Annotated in this window: 17 protein-coding genes; 5 read left to right on the top strand and 12 right to left on the bottom strand. The window is 60.3% G+C overall.

The annotated features are described in order from the left end of the window. Window positions 1-33 precede the first annotated feature (33 nt). From RCO31_RS11695 to RCO31_RS11685, 3 genes are all read right to left on the bottom strand, one after another. Complete coding sequence (locus RCO31_RS11695; protein ID WP_308968510.1) at window positions 34-1,977, bottom strand: nucleoside-diphosphate sugar epimerase/dehydratase; 1,944 nt, start codon at window positions 1,975-1,977, stop codon at window positions 34-36. Window positions 1,978-2,140: 163 nt separating this feature from the next. Beyond that, window positions 2,141-3,025, bottom strand: a complete 885-nt coding sequence (locus RCO31_RS11690; protein WP_308968509.1) for an NAD-dependent epimerase/dehydratase family protein — start codon at window positions 3,023-3,025, stop codon at window positions 2,141-2,143. An 18-nt stretch (window positions 3,026-3,043) separates the two neighbouring features. Next, window positions 3,044-4,528 (bottom strand): hypothetical protein, encoded by a 1,485-nt coding sequence (locus RCO31_RS11685; protein ID WP_308968507.1) that lies wholly within the window; start codon window positions 4,526-4,528, stop codon window positions 3,044-3,046. Between the two features lie 277 nt (window positions 4,529-4,805). Between RCO31_RS11685 and RCO31_RS11680 the strand changes: the two genes are divergently transcribed. From RCO31_RS11680 to RCO31_RS11670, 3 genes are all read left to right on the top strand, one after another. Further along, window positions 4,806-5,816: a glycosyltransferase family 4 protein gene (locus RCO31_RS11680; protein WP_308968506.1), complete on the top strand. Its 1,011-nt coding sequence runs from the start codon at window positions 4,806-4,808 to the stop codon at window positions 5,814-5,816. A gap of 200 nt (window positions 5,817-6,016) precedes the next feature. Further along, window positions 6,017-7,159, top strand: coding sequence for an AGE family epimerase/isomerase (locus tag RCO31_RS11675; RefSeq protein ID WP_308968505.1), 1,143 nt, complete (start codon window positions 6,017-6,019; stop codon window positions 7,157-7,159). A gap of 92 nt (window positions 7,160-7,251) precedes the next feature. Further along, on the top strand, window positions 7,252-7,950 hold the full coding sequence (locus RCO31_RS11670; protein ID WP_308968503.1) for a class I SAM-dependent methyltransferase: 699 nt from the start codon (window positions 7,252-7,254) through the stop codon (window positions 7,948-7,950). Here RCO31_RS11670 and RCO31_RS11665 read toward each other — a convergent pair. From RCO31_RS11665 to RCO31_RS11625, 9 genes are all read right to left on the bottom strand, one after another. Then, window positions 7,947-8,900, bottom strand: a complete 954-nt coding sequence (locus RCO31_RS11665; protein WP_308968502.1) for a glycosyltransferase family 2 protein — start codon at window positions 8,898-8,900, stop codon at window positions 7,947-7,949. The two genes, RCO31_RS11670 and RCO31_RS11665, sit on opposite strands and share 4 nt — an antisense overlap. Continuing rightward, window positions 8,897-9,781 (bottom strand): glucose-1-phosphate thymidylyltransferase RfbA, encoded by an 885-nt coding sequence (rfbA, locus tag RCO31_RS11660; RefSeq protein ID WP_308968501.1) that lies wholly within the window; start codon window positions 9,779-9,781, stop codon window positions 8,897-8,899. Before rfbA ends, RCO31_RS11665 begins: the two co-directional genes overlap by 4 nt. Next, window positions 9,778-10,674: a dTDP-4-dehydrorhamnose reductase gene (gene rfbD / locus RCO31_RS11655; RefSeq protein ID WP_308968499.1), complete on the bottom strand. Its 897-nt coding sequence runs from the start codon at window positions 10,672-10,674 to the stop codon at window positions 9,778-9,780. The genes rfbA and rfbD overlap by 4 nt, the downstream gene beginning before the upstream one ends. 4 nt (window positions 10,675-10,678) lie before the next feature. After that, window positions 10,679-11,236, bottom strand: coding sequence for a dTDP-4-dehydrorhamnose 3,5-epimerase (rfbC, locus tag RCO31_RS11650; protein WP_308968498.1), 558 nt, complete (start codon window positions 11,234-11,236; stop codon window positions 10,679-10,681). Window positions 11,237-11,263: 27 nt separating this feature from the next. Continuing rightward, window positions 11,264-12,334 (bottom strand): dTDP-glucose 4,6-dehydratase, encoded by a 1,071-nt coding sequence (gene rfbB / locus RCO31_RS11645; RefSeq protein ID WP_308968497.1) that lies wholly within the window; start codon window positions 12,332-12,334, stop codon window positions 11,264-11,266. Window positions 12,335-12,439: 105 nt separating this feature from the next. Continuing rightward, window positions 12,440-13,339: a glycosyltransferase gene (locus RCO31_RS11640; protein ID WP_308968687.1), complete on the bottom strand. Its 900-nt coding sequence runs from the start codon at window positions 13,337-13,339 to the stop codon at window positions 12,440-12,442. 52 nt (window positions 13,340-13,391) lie between these two features. Then, entirely contained in the window at window positions 13,392-14,192 is an 801-nt protein-coding gene (locus RCO31_RS11635; protein ID WP_308968496.1) for an FkbM family methyltransferase, read from the bottom strand. Then, a complete protein-coding gene (locus RCO31_RS11630; protein WP_308968495.1) occupies window positions 14,189-14,956 on the bottom strand; it encodes a class I SAM-dependent methyltransferase in 768 nt (255 codons plus the stop codon). Before RCO31_RS11630 ends, RCO31_RS11635 begins: the two co-directional genes overlap by 4 nt. Then, a complete protein-coding gene (locus RCO31_RS11625) occupies window positions 14,956-16,419 on the bottom strand; it encodes a glycosyltransferase (protein WP_308968494.1) in 1,464 nt (487 codons plus the stop codon). The genes RCO31_RS11630 and RCO31_RS11625 overlap by 1 nt, the downstream gene beginning before the upstream one ends. 208 nt (window positions 16,420-16,627) lie before the next feature. On the opposite strand from RCO31_RS11625, the gene RCO31_RS11620 reads away from it, so the two are divergent. Further along, the gene (locus RCO31_RS11620) at window positions 16,628-18,010 is read left to right on the top strand and encodes a hypothetical protein (protein ID WP_308968493.1); all 1,383 of its coding nucleotides are present in this window, start codon (window positions 16,628-16,630) and stop codon (window positions 18,008-18,010) included. Between the two features lie 87 nt (window positions 18,011-18,097). After that, complete coding sequence (gmd, locus tag RCO31_RS11615) at window positions 18,098-19,174, top strand: GDP-mannose 4,6-dehydratase (protein ID WP_308968492.1); 1,077 nt, start codon at window positions 18,098-18,100, stop codon at window positions 19,172-19,174. Window positions 19,175-19,194: the final 20 nt, after the last annotated feature.

The raw sequence follows: 19,194 nt of genomic DNA, 5'->3' as shown, positions 1-19,194 counted from the left end.
TCGTGGCGCTTCGGCCAGACTGCGCTCAGCCTATCAGAGAGCCGACCGAATTGGTTCGACCGGAGGATTGGCTTCGCTTCGTTGCCGAAATTCCGGTATCGCACCTTGCAGGATGGCACGCACGCGGTCGTGGTCCTGAGCCCGCTCCGCATCACGTAATGCCTCAATCCATCGCTGCACAGACGCCATCAAGGGCTCGTCAGGCTTCGCCGCAGTAATCCCCTCGATTCCGATCGTAGTCGGCGGCTCATCCGGCGTGAACAGGATTTCGTGCAGCCGCTCGCCCGGCCGGATGCCGGTATAGACGATCTCGATATCCTCTCCGGGAATGAGCCCGGAGAGCCGAATCAGCCGCTCGGCGAGATCGGCGATGCGAACCGGCTGGCCCATGTTGAGCACATAGACCGAGACATCGTGCGTCGCTGCGCTCAGCGCGTGGCTGGCCGACGTGATGACGAGATCGCAGGCTTCGCGGATGGTCATGAAGTAGCGCACCATGTCAGGATGCGTCACCGTCACCGGCCCGCCCGCTTCGATCTGCGCCTTAAATTTGGGCACCACCGACCCGTTCGACGCAAGCACGTTGCCGAAGCGGACGGAGATCAACCGCATCTGCCGCGCGGAGGCGGTGCGGGCAAGCTCATGATCTCTCGCCTGACAGTACATCTCCGCGAAGCGCTTGGTGAGGCCGAGCATCGAAACGGGTTCGATCGCCTTGTCGGTGGAGATCATCACCATCGCGCGGGCGCCGGCGGCCAACGAGGCATCGGCGACATTGATCGTGCCGAAGATGTTGGTTTTGACGCCCTCGCCAAAATCGCGTTCGAGGATCGGCACATGCTTCAAGGCGGCTGCGTGAAACACGATGTCGGGCTTGAACTCACCAAGCAGCGCAACGACCCGCTCACGTTCGCGGATATCGGCGATGCGGCCGTCGATCGCCACGCCGTTCCGGCGGCTGCTCAGGGTCTCCATCACCGCATACAGCGCCGGCTCGGAGTGCTCCAGGATCATCAGCCGCGCCGCGCCGAACGCCACGATGCGATTGCAGATCTCGGCGCCGATCGATCCGCCGCCGCCTGTGACGACGATCGATTTTCCTTTTACAAGATCCTCGAGCCGACCGTAGTCGATCTTCACCGTCGGGCGCAGCAGCAAATCTTCGACGGCGACCGGCGTCAGACGCGGCTGCTCGTAACTGTCTTCGAGCGACGGCAGACGGCTGACGATCAAACCTGCACTGCGCGCCTCGCGGATGACGTGTTCAGGCCGGCTTTCGTCGCGAAAAGATGACGGCATCATGACAATTCGCTCGACGGCTTTTCCCCGCCGGGAGAGCAAGGCCACAGCTTCCTTGATGTCGTCCAGGCCGCCGATGACCGGCAAGCCTCTGATCATCTGGCCGCGATCGGCCAGCGAAGGCGACAGCAGCGCCATCGGCCAGATTTGCCGAACCGCGCCGCTCTCAATGCTTCGGATCAAGAGCTCCGCGTCGGCCGCATTGCCCAACAGCAGCACCGGCGTGGCGTTGGCGGACAGCGCCCGCGTTCGCGTTCGCGCCGTCCGATAGTAACGGTAAATCAACCGCGAACCGCTGAGCAGCGCGATCTCGAGCAGCCAGTAGATGACGATGGTGGTTTTGCCGAAATAGAAGCTTCCATAGACGTTCGGCGCGACGAAAATGTAATCAAGTACCAACAGCGCTATGCTGAGAATACTCGATACTTTCACGATATTGAGGATTTCGGGCAGCGACGTGAACCGCCACTTGGTGGTGGTCAATCGGAAGACGTAGCAAACCACCACGCTGAAAACGACGAAGTACGGCAGAATAACCAGCAGTAAGGGCAAACGCTCAGGGAAGTCCGTTTCGCCAAATCTGAGCAGAAAGCTCAGATACACGGCAGCGGCGGTCGCAAGCGCGTCATGCAGCCCTATCAGAAGACTGCGCTTGGTCAGGCCCCGAAAAAACTTCATCCTACTCCGGCCCGAGTTGTTCGCTGCCTGTCCCCGATCGCCAGCGGCACGCGATCTCACTGCTGAGAAATTTCCTTAACAAAAGCAAAGAACTAATACAACGGCGCGACCAGGATCGTCGCAATCTCGCCACCGCGAGCGGGACGGAAGGTCGCGAACACGACTATTGCGGCGTCCAGCCCAACGAACGAAGGCGGTCTGTACTCACGACCAGTGGCTCGCCGATCCGTCTCCAGACGCTCCGCAGGCCGAATGTTACAAACAGGGCTTTCAGCAGCGAGGGTGGAACATAGATCAGACCGGGCCGCCTCCCCGACAATTTGCGGGAGCGGACGACCATTTCGCTGACGGTCAGCGGAAGCGGGTCGGCAACGAGATAAACCTCGTTGCGCGCTTGTTCACTCGTCAGCACGGCCAGCACGGCCCGGCTGAAATTGCCGACGGAGAGAACGGATCGGCGCGCGGTGAGGCCCGAAATCGGTAACGGTATCGGCATGCGAGCCAATCTTTCAAGCGCAGCCGGATTTCCCTTTGCGCCCTCCCCGTAGATGACGACCGGCCGCAGGATCGTATAGGGAACGCCGCTGTCGCGCACCGCCCTTTCCGCTTCAAGTTTCGAGCGGCCATACGCGCTCACCGGACTTGGATCATCCGCTTCGCTCAGCACCTTTGCGGCCGTGTTTCCTGTCTGCGCGGCAATCGAAGACACGAGAATGATTCGTTCAACCGAGCCCGTGGCGGCAGCCTCTGCAAGCCGTGCAGTTCCGCGATGATTGATCACGTCATGTCGCGGGTCATCAACCGCGCCATGAGCGAGGCCAGCGAGATGAACGACGACGTCGCCGGAACCAAGAATATCCTCCCATGCGGGGCGAGGATCAGCGAGATCGGGCATCCGCGCCGTGGTTACGTTCTTTCGATCAAGAGCGTTGCCGGGCGCGCGACTAAGCGCAAGTACCTTGAAATCCATCGCCGCAAGGCACGAAACCAGATGACTGCCCGCAAAGCCGCTGGCACCCGTGACCACCACCCGCGTCGGTTTTGTCATCAGACCCTGCAAAGGGTTTCAGCGAAGGCGATACGCCACAATTCGCCCGTCGCCTTCGCCCTTGAACGTCGCGACGATCTTTGCCTGGTCGATCCCCGGCATGGACGGGGACACCTCGCTATGGATATGCAACAGAAGGTAATCCGCACCCGGCAGACTGTCCTTCAAGCCTTCCGTAACGCGGAACCTGATCTCGCGCTCGTACGCCCTGCCCGAAAAATACGCGAGCCGCCCCTCATTGGTCAGAATTCCGGTGCCGACAGGCAGTTCGTCCCGAATCCAGTAACCAGCATCACGCATATAGGACAGATTTGAAACCTTCGGAACAGCCAACATGAAGGGAATGACGATTGCTCCGACCGCCGCATACAGCACAAGCTTTTCGCGGCGACCGCCGAATGAAGCATTGTGCGCGGCGGCCTCCAACGCGAACACAGCCGGAATTCCCCCGACGAGGGCGAAGGCCATTGCGTACCGCCAATCCAGGAACAATGCGAACGCCATGAACGTCAGCAGCAGCGGCAGCTGCCACCAGGCGAACCAACCAACGAAGCGCGTAGCGAACTCAGGCAGCAGCCGCCGTGGCAGGAATGCAAAAATCGCCAGCACTGCGATCGGCATCGTCAAGGCGCGCAGCAGGACGTCAAGAGTGATGGCCCAGACGATGCCTGCGTATGCAAGCGCACCGACGTTTCGTCCGGGCGGCAACATCTTCTCAAGCTGTCCGCTCAGCACGTGCATATGCTTGAACAGATTCTCGATCTGGCCTGACCAACCGCCGACGACCCCGGTTACCGAACTCGTCGAAAACGCATTCGTGCCGGTCCAGAGCGAATAGCCAGGGACGAACAAACCACAGACAAGCAGGACGACGGCAACAACGGCCGCCTTGGCGGCGAACGAAGAGCTCCGGTCAAAGAAATAGAAGGCAGGCACGATCAAGAACAGGAAGGCGCCCTCCAGCCTGAAAAGCGTCGCGAGAGCGATCGCACCTGCGATGCCCAATTTCCGCATGATGCTTGGAGACTGGCGGTCGACGACCAGAAGATAAAGCGCGAGAAGGAAGAACGCGAAGAACCCATGATCACGGATGATCAAGGGGCGCAGCTGCATGAGCTTCGGGTGCATCAAAATGAACAGTGCCGCCCAAAGGACAATTCGGCGGCTGTCGCCGGCCAGCCTTCCCACAAGCGCGACAAAGATGACGGCAGTTGCGGCATCCAGCAAGGCATTAACGGTATGAGCTGCCGCAAGGGCCGACGCGCCCGTCAGGGCGATCACAAAAGCAACGCTCGCGCTATAGAATGGCCATCGATAGACTTCTGCCCCTTCGCTCCATTGGCCGTTCGCAAACAGCTCGGCCGCGCGCAGGTAATGCACAGCGTCCGGATTCGGAACGAACTGGGCGTAGGCTCCCCAAACCGACAGAACCAGGCTTGCCGAAACCAAAACCGCATAAACTTGGCTGTCGGTTTCGGCCCCCGCAAGCGACAACAGCTTCATAGATTATTGGGCTCCTTCAATATGATCTTCGCGCATCATAAAGTAACATGCAATGAGAGTTTGGCCGCACGATTGGCATGTTGTCACAATCGCCATATGACGTTCTCAACAGCCTTGCCAAACCATTGACTGCCTGCGCAAGCCCGTCCATCTCCCGACTTGATTGGCGCAGTATTCCTGACCTAGAGATCGTTTGGATTCCTCTCCGCCGAGCCTCCTGCGGCAGGCTCTGAACGACGCCGGCGCTGCCCCCTCGGGGCGGCGGATTCGATCTAAAATGCACGACCCCACCCTCATGACGACCGTTGCCTTTTCGCTTGCGGCGTTTCTGTCGGCCGCAATCATCTTCGCGATGCTTCCGCTGCTGCGGCGTCACGCGATGGCTCTGCCGCAGGCGCGGTCGTCGCATCAGGTCCCGACGCCACAAGGGGCAGGTGTGGGGGTCGTGATCGCGGCCATCACCGCCACAAGTTTCGCGCTTGGCATCTGGGCGCCACAAGATATCGAACACATCGGCCTGGTAATTGCCGCAACGGTATTGATTGCCGTCGTCGGAGCTATCGACGATCTGGCGCCGGCCCGGATCGTCCCACGACTGCTGCTACAGTTACTCGCCGTCGTCATCGCCCTCGCGGCGTTACCGGACGAGGCCCGGTTGACCCCCGCCCTGCCGCTCTGGGCCGAGCGGGCGGCGCTTGCGCTTGCCGCGTTGTGGTTCGTCAACCTCGTCAATTTCATGGACGGATTGGACTGGATGACTGCTGCCGAGGTCATTCCTGTCGCCTCGACCCTGGTTCTGCTTGGGACGAGCGGTCATCTCTCCGTGCCCGCGACCATTCTTGCCGCCGCGCTGGTCGGAGCCTTCGTCGGCTTCGCGCCTTTCAACCGCCCGGTTGCACAAATCTTTCTTGGCGACGTCGGAAGCCTGCCGACCGGCCTCCTGCTCGGCTGGTGTTTGCTTGATCTCGCTATGCACGGCCAGCTTTTGGCTGCGCTGCTGTTGCCGATGTACTATGTGGCCGATGCCACCGTGACTCTGCTTGGGCGAATGATGCGCGGCGAAAAATTCTGGCTAGCCCATCGCAGTCATTTCTATCAGCGCGCGACCGACAACGGCCTGTCGGTTATGCAGGTCGTCACGCGCGTTTTTCTCCTGAATCTCCTGCTCGCGCTGCTTGCGGTAGCTTCGACCGCAGTACCTGCAACGTCGGTCCAGCTCGCGCTCGCATTTGCGGGCCTTGCGGCTGTTACACTGGTCTTGCGCAGGTTTGCCCGGCCGCCCACCTGACGCTTGGTTGCCGCCAAAGCGCCACTATCGCCGCTTTTGGCGCCGCCGTGCCTCGTGACCGCACGATGCAATTTCATCTCGAGTATCAACGCAACGAGAGGCTTACAGAGGCTTGACCTCCGACAGAGGCTCGTCCAGACCAATGCTGCAACGCACGTTGTGTAGACGGGCGGGGGCCGCGGGCGCTGGAGCGACAGTTGATGACTGCAATGACCGAAGCGGACGAAGGCGAAGACATCGTTGCCGGACTGGAGGTGTGGGCCACTGAACAGGCGTTGCCGCTCTGGGCCGATACCGGGTGGGACAAGCAGCATGGCGGGTTCTTCGAACGCCTGAGCAAAGATGGTGCACCGGATCACGACGTAGCCCGCCGAACGCTGGTGCAGGCGCGGCAGATCTACTGCTACGCCAAGGCATCGCAATTCGGTTGGCACCCGGACGCAAAGGAGATCGCCCTGAAGGGGCTCGACTACCTGCTCGCCAAGGCGCGTAGTCCAGACGGTGCGCCTGGATATGTGCACACCCTCGGCCCAGACGGCGCTACGGCAGACCCCAGCCGGGATACCTACGATCATGCGTTCGTGTTGCTGGCGTTGGCGACTGTTCATCAGATCAAGCCGGACGCGCAGATCCGCAGCGAGATCGACCAGACACTGATCTTCCTGGATCAGCGGCTTCGTTCACCACACGGTGGTTTCAATGAAGCGCTGCCGGCGTCGCTGCCGCGGCGGCAAAACCCGCATATGCACATGCTCGAGGCAATGATCGCCCTGTTCGATGCGACCGGCGAGGCCGTGTTCCAGAATCGGGCGGGTGACATGTTCGGGCTGTTTGCCGGGAACTTCTACGATCAGCGGACGCAGACCCTTAGCGAGTATTTCGAGGACGACTGGTCGAAGATCCCACCCGTTGTCGTCGAGCCGGGCCACCTCGCCGAATGGACGTGGCTGCTGAAGGGATTTGAACGCATCACAGGCTGTCCGACGGCACGCTTCCGCACAGCGTTGCTTGCGTCCGCCCTGCGCTATCGGGACCCCGGCGGCCTTCTCGTCGACGAAGGCAATGACCAGGGTCAAATTACGCGCGCGACGCGACGATGCTGGCCGCAAACCGAAATTGCGAAGGCGTGGATCGCGCAAGCTGAAGATGGCGACGAGAGCGCAAAGCCCGAAGCGCGCGCAGCACTTGCCAGGCTCAAGAAGCACTATCTCGATCATCCCATACCGGGCGGCTGGTACGACAAGTTCGACGCTGATGGGCGCTCGCTGGTCGAAACCATTCCTGCATCGACGTTCTACCACGTGCTTTGCGCGATATCCGAGGCACGACAGGTTCTGTCATGAGCGGCGCCGAAGCGTTTGTGCTATGCTACCTGTTGCCTGACCGGTAACGCTCGGCAAATTTTAGATCCCTACGTCCCGCCTCCGGAAACACGATGGTCCTCCGTTCTCTGAAGCGAGCCGTGTTCAAGTCGCCTGCGACTCGCGTCGCGCTGGAGCAGCTTGCGCGAACATTCTCGAATGGCCGCGGACGCGGAGTGGAGCCAGGCAGCTCATCGGGGTTGGGAAGTTTCAAGGCGTGGCTCGGCTCGGTCCAGACGGGCACGGTGCTGGAGCTCGGCACCCGCCGTGTCGCGGGTGATCCGCCAACCGTCCGACGAACTTGGGTCGCGCCGAGCGTTCGCTACGTCGCCTGCGATTACATGTCCGGACTTGATGTCGATGCCGTTGTCGATGCTGAGCGATTATCGAAGACATTCGAAGCGGGCAGCATCGACGCAGTGATTGCCTGCTCCGTGTTCGAACATATCAGACGTCCGTGGCTTGCCGCGGAGCAGATCGGGAAGGTCCTCCGTCCAGGCGGACGGGTCTATGTGCAGACGCACCAATGCTATCCGATTCATGCTCACCCCTATGACTATTGGCGCTTCAGTCGCGAGGCGATGGAAACGCTATTTGCTCAGGAGTTCGGCTTCAAGAACCAGGCAAGCTGGTACGAATACCCGGCAAGTATCCTGTCGGAACGAAATCCCCTGGCTGTTGCGCATGAAGCCTTTCTCAACGTCAACCTCGTTGCGGAGAAGGACGGTGAGAACGCTGCCGGGCACGAGCCGCAGCCGACGCGTTCCGCTTAACCTGCCAGCCGTCCCGTTGCTCCGCGAACGCCGTCGTAGAGCCCTCGGGAAATCATTGCAAAGCGCTCGCCTCGCGCTCCGGGTATGATGATCAGGATCGCCACCAATACGATCGTGCGTTTGAGCACGATCAAGCGCCACCGCAACGGGATGTAGCTTCGCCGCAACAGGAGCAGGCCGTTGCGCGCTATGTAGTAATAGCGGAACGACTTGTGAAAGGAAAAGCTGCGCCAGCGAAACGGAAACCAGAACCTCACCCGGCGCTCACCCAGCGAATGTGTCATCATCGCGTCGCACACGCCGATCAGCTTGTAGCCGGCCGCACGCGCTCTGAAGCACCATTCGGTGTCGACGTAATCGATGAAAAACTGCTCGTCGATGGGGCCGATCGTCTCCACGCCTGCGAGCGGGACGAGCGTGCCGGATGAAATGAGAAAGTCGGCCTCGACAACCTCCGCACCCTGCTCGCACGGACGCTGCATCAGATCGAACGTGCCGACCTGCACAAAGCCGGAGTATAGTCCCGTCAGATGGTCGAAGTATCGCGGGCCGACGCCGGCAACCTGTTCACCCTCGGCGGCGAGCTGTTCGTAGGCCGCCCGAAGCTTCGCCACCATGCCGGTGCCTGCCTGACTGTCCTGATCAAGCAACAACGCAAATCTGGAACCTGCTTCGCGGGCCAGGGACATTCCGATGTTGTGGGCGGCACCCAGACCAAGATTCTCGGCTTGAAAAGCAACCCCGGCCATCTCGGCATACTGGGCAACTTGCCGCTCGATCAGCGCTTTCTCTTCGGCCCCGGATGCGTTGTCGACCACAAGGATGCGCCCGACCTGGCCGGCAATCGCCTGCAGCGTTGCGGCGAAAGCTTCGGCGGGTGGATTGTATGTGACAATGACTGCAGTTACGTCGTCGCAGCGCTGGCCGCTTTTTTCGTCGACGTCGCTCATATCTGCCCTTGGACCAGCTTCATCAGATACTGGCCATAGGTGCTCTTGGCGATGTCGCCTGCCAATTTCTCCAGCTGTGCTGCACCGATCCATCCGAGACGAAACGCAACCTCCTCCGGGCAGCAGATCTTGAAGCCCTGACGCTTTTCAAGTGTGCGCACGAACTCGGCAGCCTCGAGGAGACTGTCAGGCGTGCCCGTGTCGAGCCATGCAAAACCGCGCTTCATCGTCTCGACGTGCAAACATTCTTTCTCGAGATAAATCCGGTTCAGGTCGGTGATTTCCAGTTCGCCGCGCGCCGACGGCCGCAACCTTGCAGCATAGTCGACCGCATTCTCGTCATAGAAATAAAGCCCGGTCACCGCCCAGTGCGAGCGCGGCTCCTTCGGCTTTTCTTCGATCGAGATGACGCGCCCCTCATCACTGAAGTCGACGACACCGTAACGTTCCGGATCGCTGACATGGTAGGCAAAGATGCTCGCGCCGCTTTCGCGCGCGCAAGCACTCTTGAGCAGCCGATCGAGGTCATGCCCGTAAAAAAGATTGTCGCCAAGCACCAGCGCCGAACGCTGGCCTGCAACGAAATCCGCGCCGATGATGTAGGCCTGCGCGAGCCCGTCTGGACTTGGCTGCACGGCGTAGCTGAACGAAACACCCCACTTCGAGCCGTCGCCGAGCAACCGGCGGAACACAGGCAGATCGTCCGGGGTGGAAATGATCAGTATCTCACGAATGCCCGCAAGCATTAGAACCGATAGGGGATAATAGATCAGCGGCTTGTCATAGATCGGCAGCAGTTGCTTCGATGCGGCAAGCGTCATCGGATGCAGGCGGGTACCGCTGCCACCGGCCAAGATGATTCCTTTCGTCACTCCGTTCATGCGCTGAACTCCTGTATGACAAGGCGCTCGACGCATGCCGGCAGCGACCGTTGCCAGTGCGGAAGCTCCACACCATGCACCTTGGCGAGCTTGGCCCCATCCAGCCGCGAGTTCGCCGGCCGGCGCGCCGGGGTCGGATACTCGGCGGTGGTTATTCGCCTGACGTTTGCCGCCGGCCCGTCAACCTGCCGTGCGACTGCGAAGATCGCCTCGGCAAATTGGGCCCAAGTCGTGTGCCCCGCCGCAGCCAGGTGAAAAACGCCATACAGCGCCTGATCGTGCGGCCGTGCGTGGAGATTACGCGCGACCGCGAGAATGCCATCCGCCAGATCGAGCGCATTGCCCGGCGTACCATGCTGGTCGTCCACCACGGAGATCTCGTCGCGCTGTCGTGCGAGGTTCAACATGGTCCGGACAAAATTCTTGCCAAAGGGACTATAGACCCATGCCATGCGCAGCACCACATGGCGTGGATTGGCGGCGGCCACGACCTGCTCGCCCGCAAGCTTGCTCGAACCATAGACGCCAAGCGGCGCGGTCTGATCGTCCTCCCGGTAGGCCCGTTCGAGTCGTCCGTCGAAGACATAGTCCGTGGACAGCTGGATGACGGGAATGCCGAGCCGGGCCGTCGCAGCGGCCACCGCGGCTGCTCCCGCCGCGTTAATGGTGAACGCGGCCTCGCGATCATCTTCCGCCGCATCGACCGCGGTATACGCCGCTGCGTTCACCACGACGTCAGGCCGCAGGGCATCGAGCACGGAAGCTATTCCATCCGGATGAAGCAGATCGATCTCGGGGCGTGCAACGGTCAGCAGGGTGTCGTAGGTGCCTTGCACGCGCTCCATCAACGACTGGACGATCTGGCCGTTACGGCCAGTGACAGCGAGCCTCATCGGATTACTCGAAATAGGCTGGCAGATCGCGGAAGCGCGGCAGGTCGCGATCCTTGTCGGAAAGCACGACATCGGCCGCCGCGACGGGCCAGTTCACACCAAGGTCAGGATCGTTCCATACGATACCCAAGTCATGTGCCGGCGAATAGTATCCGGTCACCTTGTAGAGCACCCGCGTATCAGGTTCGAGCGTGCAGAAGCCATGCGCGAAACCGATCGGAACGAGGAGCTGGGCGCCAGTTTCACTCGACAGTTCGCGCGCGATCCATCGGCCATACGTCGCTGACGACCGCCGCAGATCAACGGCGACATCTAGGATCCGCCCGCTCAGCACGCGCACCAGCTTGTCCTGCGCAAACGGGTGAGCCTGAAAGTGAAGCCCACGAATCGTCCCCGGTCGCAGCGACAGGGATTCGTTGTCCTGGACAAAGCGCAGGGGTATCCCATGCTCTTGGAAGCGCTTCTCGTTATAGGTCTCGCAGAACGAGCCGCGCGTGTCGACGAACGACTTCGGCGTGACCAGCTTGACGGCCGGAATTTCGGTTGGCTCAACGGTGAGCATAGATACTCTCGCGCGCTGCTATGAACGTTAGACTGCGACGCCGAGGCGTTCTCCCCGGTAGACGCCCGAACGCACTCGCTCCCACCAGGCGCGATTGTCAAGATACCAGCGAACCGTCTGGCGCAGCCCTGACTCGAAATCGTAACGCGCACGCCAGCCGAGCTCGGCCTCGATCTTGCCGGCGTCGATCGCGTAACGCGCGTCGTGGCCTGGACGATCGGTCACATAGTTGATCAGCAAGCTGCGGTCACGAATTCGCGGATCCGGGGCGAGTTCGTCCACCAAGGCGCAGATCGCTTTCACGACGTCGATGTTCGCGCGCTCATTCTTGCCGCCGATGTTGTAGTTCTCGCCTGTCCTGCCGCGGGTCGCCACGTGCAGCAACGCATCGGCATGATCCTCAACATGAAGCCAGTCGCGGACGTTGTCGCCCTTGCCATAGACCGGCAATGGCTTGCCTTCGAGCGCGTTGATGATCATCAGCGGAATAAGCTTTTCCGGAAAATGATACGGGCCATAGTTGTTCGAGCAGTTGCTCAGCACCGTTGGCAAGCCGTAGGTGTGATACCAGGCGCGAACGAGGTGGTCCGAGGCCGCTTTCGAGGCGGAGTACGGTGAATTGGGCTTGTAGGCCGTATCTTCGCGGAACAGTCCCGTCGGGCCAAGTGAACCATACACCTCGTCGGTCGAGATGTGGTGGAAGCGAAACGACTGCCTGCGCTGCTCCGGCAGCTCGCGCCAGAAGTCTAGCGCGGCCTGGAGCAACACGTATGTTCCGACAACATTGGTCTGGATAAATTCGCCGGGGCCATCGATCGACCGGTCGACGTGGCTTTCGGCCGCGAGGTGCATGATGACATCCGGCGAATAGTCGCTCATGACGCTGCGGACCGCCGCCGCATCGGTGATGTCGGTGCGCTTGAATGCAAACCGCGGCTCAGATGAGACGGGCTTCAGAGAATCGAGATTTCCTGCATAGGTCAGCTTATCGAGCACCAGCACTTGGTGGCCCGTCTTCCTAATCAGGTGACGAACAACAGCCGAACCAATGAAGCCGGCGCCCCCGGTTACCAGAAATCTGCGTGCTTCTCCCGCCATTGCGGACCCGCCCCGTTCAGCCGCGACCTTGCCCTCTCTTGAAGCAATGTCTTTGATGTTGCAAGCGAAATTTGGCTGGGGCGTTGGCAGGCGACGCTGTTGACGTCAGATCCTGCCCAAAATCGCAGCGAGATAGAGGTCGAAGTTTCCCTGCACGGTCTGACGACAAACTCCGGCACGATAGATGTTCCACAAGCGAGGCCCCAAGGGCGAGCGTCGCGCCTCGGCGAACCGATCAAGAATTTGGAGATTTTCAGACGGCATCATGTGACCGAGCGTGCGCAGCAGATCGATATTGATCTCGTTCCAGTCCGCAAACTTGCCGTCCCAGACCATGCGCAGCCGTGCCAATCGGGAGCGCAAACCGCGATTGCTGCCGAGCACGTTGGCGCCGTGCTGACGGTACCTGATACTTGGATGCGGATCATAGCGAACCGTTCCGCCGACTGCGGTGACGATTTGATAGGTATTCCAGTCGTGGAATGAGAATTCTTTGTGACCGACCGTTTCGAACAGGCGTTTGACGGCGCTATTGAACACCATCGTGTTGGCACCGCCGATGCTTTGGGCCAGCGCATTCCTGAAACTCGGAGGTCGGCGAAAGAGCTGCGAGCGACCGATCAGCGCACCTGCGTCATCGATCAGTTCCGTCCGCGAGAGGTAAAGCGCGGGCACGTTGCTCGGCACCGACGCCATCCAGCCGACCGCCTCGGCGAGCTTGTGGGGGAGCCAAACGTCATCCTGATCGCTGAACGCGAAGAAATTGGCTTTCAGCGATTTATCAGCCGCCAACGCCATGAAATTGCGCGCCAGCCCGCTTCGTGGACCGGTGCGCACATGTACGTCCTGTTCGACCTCTTTCGAGAATTGATCAACGAGTTGCAGGGTCGCGTCCTGCGAACCATCGTCAGACACATGGAGCGACCAGTCCTGCCAGCTCTGCAGCGCAAATGACCGCAATTGCTCGCGAAGATGACGCGCGCCGTTGTAGGTACCAAGGAGGATCGCGACATGCCCGGAGAGAGATGGCGGCGAAGTCGTAATTGAAGTCTTCCTGCTAGGCTGCGGTCGCGCGTGACTTTAGGAACAAAATGTCGAGGTAGCCACTCTCCGCGAGCCTTTTCTGAAGGCCGCTGCGATCGATCGGCGTTGTCGCGCCGCTCGCGTCCAACTCATTACTCTTGTAGCCGAAGCTCTCCAGATGATCGAGCAAGGCGGCTGAAGACGTTCCGAACTCGCGCAACTGTGCCTCGTCGATCTCTATCAGCAAGGCAGGCGACTTGTCGGCGAGGATCGACGACGCTCCGGACAAGACGATCATCTCGGCGCCCTGGACATCGATTTTTACAAGCGTCAGAGGCCGGTCCGGGCAAAGCTGCAGCAAATCATCGAGCCTGACCGACGCGACCTCGACGCCGTCGCCGTCCAGCGCGATGCGATGGTCGCCCGGATGAACTTCGTTGCGTTTCAGGCGAAGCACGCCTTTTTCACCTGCGGCGACGGCGTTGATCCGCTTGACACGATCCCGCTCGGACAGTCGTCGCTCCAAAACCTCAAAGTTTTCGAGATCCGGCTCGATGGCGATGACAAAGCCATCCTTGCCGACCCAGTCGGCGAAGCGGGTCGTGAAGAACCCGACGTTCGCGCCCACATCGATGACAAGCGAGCCAGGCGAGACGATTCGAGACAGTGCTGCGACCGCGCCCTTTTCGAGGTGCAGCTTGTAACGCTCATAGGCGAGGCCGAAGATACTGCGAATTCCCGGCAGTCGCATGGCGCCGGAGCGAACCAGCAACGCATGCGCGCCAAGACCAGTCCGCTGCAACAGATTGGCGAATGTGTCCTGCCGCATACTCATGGTCGCTTCTCCAGCTCTACAAAGAGTCGGAACCCAAAAAAATGGCGCAAGGCACGTGGCAGACTACTCTCCAGTCGCAGAATTGGCGTCAGCGCAGCCTCGGGCACGAGGCTCCACCGCTTGAAGCCACCGCTTAACGGATAGGCGAACAAACTTAGCCAGTCGACCTCGCGAATCTTCAACCGCGGGACCTTCCGTTCGAGTTCGGCGACGTGCTCCGGATGATCGAACAGCAACGTGGGAATCGCCTGGTTGGAATCGAATGGATCGCGCACAGTGTCGATCGGCAGCTCGGCAAACGGATCGACCGCCATGTCCGCAGGCTCTTCGTGCACGAATTTATAGAACGGATAGGCGACAGTCGACATCCCCGGTTCGATCATCACCAGCCTGCCTCCCGGCTGCAGGACGCGGGCCGCCTCCTGCAAGAAAGAGACGGGTCTTGCAAGGTGATGGAGGACGTCCAGCATCACGATCCCGGAGAAATGTTCGTCACGAAACGGCAGCTGGTGAGCGTCGCACGCAACGTCGATCCCCGGAAACGGAAGGATGTCGATCGAGATCACGTCCTTCCGGATATCCTTGATGTTCGCCGTGCCACCGCCGATATCCAGGATGGGACCGGTGCCGCAGCGCTGCAGCAACCGCTGATGATAGTCAGCGTAAATCCGGCGCAAGACCGGCTTTTCGTCCCATATGCGCCGGTATTCTACCGGACGGCGATCGAATTTCTGGTCTTCCGCTTTTCCGGCAGCGTCCAACATCAGACGGCTTTCAGTTTGCGAAAAGCAAACAGCACCATTCGCAACAGCAGCAACCCGTCGCGGAAACGCGAAATCTGAGTCGAGCCATAGGTGCGCGCGGCATAATGGATCGGCACTTCGATAATCCTGAGATTCTGCTTCGCGGCGCCGAGGATGAGATCGAAATCTCCGAACGGATCGAAGTCACCGAAGTAGCTGCGCCCTGCTGCTATCCGCTTGTAGGCCGACCGCTTTAGCACCTTGGTGCCACAAAGCGTATCGGTGAATCTTTGGTTGACCAGATAGCTGAAGGCCGCGGCAAAGAAATGGTTTGCGATGAAATTCAGCGGTCGCATCGCTTCGCCTTCCATGGGATAGACGAGCCGCGTCCCGTTGACGAACTCTCCCTTGCCCGACGCGACCGCTGCATAGAATTTTGGCAGCGACTCTGGCGGCACCGTCAGGTCGGCATCGAGGATCATCAGAATATCGCCGGAGGCCTCATCGAAGCCTTTGCGAACGGCGTCGCCCTTTCCCTTCCCAGACTGCTTGAAAACCTTGATGTCGAAATCGGCAGCGTACGCATCCTTGACGCGCAGACATTCTTCGTAGGTTCCGTCGCTTGAATTGCCTTCGACGAAGATGATTTCGACGTGTTTGCCAAATCGCGGCAGACGCCGCACTGCGTTCTCAATGTTTCCTTTCTCGTTGCGGCAAGGAATGAGAACGGTGGTTGACAACTCCTCGGCAGCCATGGCGCGCCGCGAACGCGTGACGACGTAGGTGCGCAGACACAAACGGTCCAGCAGCGGCAAGGGCGCGACGTATCGATTGACCAAGGAGCCAAGACCGAACAGCCGACGCGGGATCAGCTGTCTTGCATCGCGACGGATCGTTTCAAATTCGGCGAGGTCGAGGATGTTCTCGAAGTCGACATGCGAAAGGAAGTTGATCTCCGGTTGTGGCATGCGCATGCCAACCCTGGTCCCGAGGTTCAATAGCGGGCCCCAGATCTGGGAAAAGTAGGAGATGACGATGCGAGTGTCGCGCGTGCAAAGCCTGTGCAATCGGGACAACGTGGTCTCGATATCGCCCAGCAGTCCGATCGTATCGGACAGCACAATGAAGTCGAAGGGCCCTTGCAGGCCGGCGATAAAAGCATCGTCCTCGATGTCGCCGACCCGGAACTCGAGATAGGGATATTTCTTGCTGGCGAGTTCGACCATCTTCTCGCTCAGATCGATGCCCAGGCCGTAGCTTGGCTCGACAGCCGCCAGGAGATCGCCAGTGCCGCACCCCAGATCGAGAACCCGCGAGCCACGCGGAATCAGGAACTTCATGAAGTCGCGATCAGCACCATAATAGGCGTCGTTCCGCTCGATCCACTTGTCCCGGTCGGGTGCGACGCGATCGGCATGCGCGCGGATTTCTTCACGGCGGCGTTGTGCTCGCACCTGAACGGGGGAGACATAAGTTTCAGTCATGTTGGAAACGATTGGATCTTAGAGTAGAGCCACAGAGGCCCCGGCGCCCCAGGAAAGCCGTTCGTTAGCATAAGAGAGTTTACCATGCTACCCGCCTTTGCCCGCCTCGAACCGGTGCAGAACGTCACCCCTGACTGCACCCGCATCTACCTGTCCGCCTGAAAACATCGATAATGATCAACGTGTTATGCATAACCCCGCACAACCCTTGACCGCCAGGCGAATCGTTTGCCTCGCCTCCCTCGCCGTGGCGGTCGTGGCGTTCTGGTCGCTGCGCACCCTCTATTGGTCGCAGGTGCATGAAGCCCCTTTCTCGGACCTGCTCGACTACGTGCTTGTCGGCAGAAACATCCACACAAACTTTTTCTGGGGAAGGAGCGCGGACTATCCGACCTACTATGCGCCCATCACACCCGCGTTCATTGCCGCTTCGCTGGAGCTCGGCGGAGAGCGGCACTTCGAACTTGCCTTTCGCCTGTTCGTTCAGACGGTCGCATTTGCCGGCGCCCTCCTCCTCGGACGAGAAATCGCCAAGACCACCCGGCAGCCGCTCCTCGGTATCGCGCTGGTCCTGGTCGTCGCCTTTTGTCGACCTTCCATCTTCTGGAGCTATAAGCTCGGCACCGAGGCCGTCAGCGAAGCGCTGCTGTTGCTGACCGCGGCGCTTGCGCTTTGCGCAGTTCGCACCGGACGATGGCTGCCGGCATTGCTTTCCGGCGTGGTTGGACTGGCCCTGGCACTGAACCGACCGCAGTTTTTCCCTGCGGTTTTTCTTATGGGCTTCGTGCTTGCCGCGAGCCATGCCCTCAGCGCAGGGTGGAGATCGCAAGACTACCGCACGATCATCGCGCGATTTTCACGGCAGTTCGCCTGCTTTGGAATAGGGACGCTCCTTGTCTGGACGCCGTGGGTAGCGCGGAACTACGCCGTGACCCACGATCTGGTGTTGATCGGCACAAGCAGCGCCGAGTCATTTCTCTGGGAATCCGGCGGGGCATCGATCGGCAAGACCCCATACCAGAGCCTGACCTTAAGCGATGGTTCCGTCATTACCGAGTTCGGCCTGCCGGCGCTGCGGCGCCGTGTCGCTCACCTGCGGACCGATGCCGAGCGCAACAAGGAGATGCAGCTCGTGGCGAATGCCTGGCTCCGCGAGAACTGGCGCGAGATGCCGGCGCTGATTGCGCGGCGGCTCGCCGTCTTTGCGACGACAACAGGCGCGAGCGGTCTGACGACCGTGCCGCGCGAGCGCCTGTTCGTTCCGACCAGCAGATTGCCGGCCGGACTCGCGCATGCTCTCAATTCCGTACTGCTCGATAAATCGGCAGCTACGAGTGCGCTTGCTATCGTAGGCGTGATCATGGCGGTCCTGGTCTTGCGCGGCGCCGGATTGATCCTGGCAATTCTTGCAGTGGCACCGGTGCTGATGGCCTCCCTCGTGATCAGTATCGAACGGGCGGTCGAATCGCTGATTTCCCTTCAGTTATGGCTGGCGCTCTTTGCGGTCGTCTCGCTCGTCACGGTCAGTTTGAAAGCCATGCGGCCGAAGATCCGGCCCCCGCATGCGGAAAGCACGCAAAAGGCTAGCTGAGGCCGTCAAAATGGCATAGTTCATGCGCTGGTAGCGGTATCGCGAGTTAGTGCTTGCGACTGTGACGAGTGAGAGTCTGGAGAACCAATGTCAGCGTCAGCGAAGGTCGCTCTAATTACCGGGATCACGGGACAGGACGGCGCCTATCTTGCGGAATTCCTGCTGGCCAAGGGTTACATCGTTCACGGCATCAAGCGGCGGTCATCGTCGTTCAATACAGGGCGGGTCGACCATCTCTACGCGGATCCGCACATTCCCGACACCAAGTTCTTCATGCACTATGGCGATCTCACCGACGCCACGAACCTGATACGCATCATTCAGGAGGTTCAGCCCGACGAGATCTACAACCTCGCGGCGCAGAGCCACGTCATGGTGTCGTTCGAGACGCCGGAATATACGGCGAATTCGGATGCGCTCGGCCCCCTCAGAATTCTCGAAGCTATCCGCATCCTTGGACTCGAAGGCAAGACGAGATTCTATCAAGCGTCCACATCGGAACTCTATGGGCGCGTGCAGGAGATTCCCCAGCGTGAGACTACGCCCTTCTATCCGCGCAGTCCTTATGCTGCGGCGAAGCTGTACGGCTATTGGATCACGGTAAATTACAGGGAAGCCTACGGGATGCACGCGTCGAACGGCATCCTGTTCAATCACGAAAGCCCGCAACGTGGCGAGACCTTCGTCACCCGCAAGATCACGCGCGCTGTCGCTGCAATCGAGCTCGGGATGCAGGATGTGCTTTATCTTGGCAATCTCGACGCCAAGCGCGACTGGGGCCATGCCCGTGACTATGTCGAAGGCATGTGGCTGATCCTGCAGCAGCCGACCGCGGACGACTATGTGCTGGCGACCGGCGAGACCTATTCAGTCCGCCAGTTCGTTGAGCGCGCGTTTACGCGCGTGAACCGGCAGATCGTCTGGTCTGGTGCCGGCGTCGAGGAGATCGGCCGAGATATGAAATCCGGCAAAACGATGGTCAGAATCGACCCGCGCTATTTCCGGCCCACAGAGGTCGATCTGCTCATTGGCGATCCGACAAAGGCCCGAACGAAACTCGGTTGGAAGCACCGCATTTCCTTCGAACAACTTGTCGATGAGATGGTCGACGCAGACCTGAAGGAAATGCATCGAGAAGCGCATCGCCACAATCGTCGCGACTGACCGGGCCTGCCACTGCGGCA

The sequence above is a fragment of the Bradyrhizobium sp. LHD-71 genome (assembly GCF_031157255.1).
Lineage (GTDB): Bacteria > Pseudomonadota > Alphaproteobacteria > Rhizobiales > Xanthobacteraceae > P52-10.
This window is presented reverse-complemented; position numbering and strand designations above follow the sequence as displayed.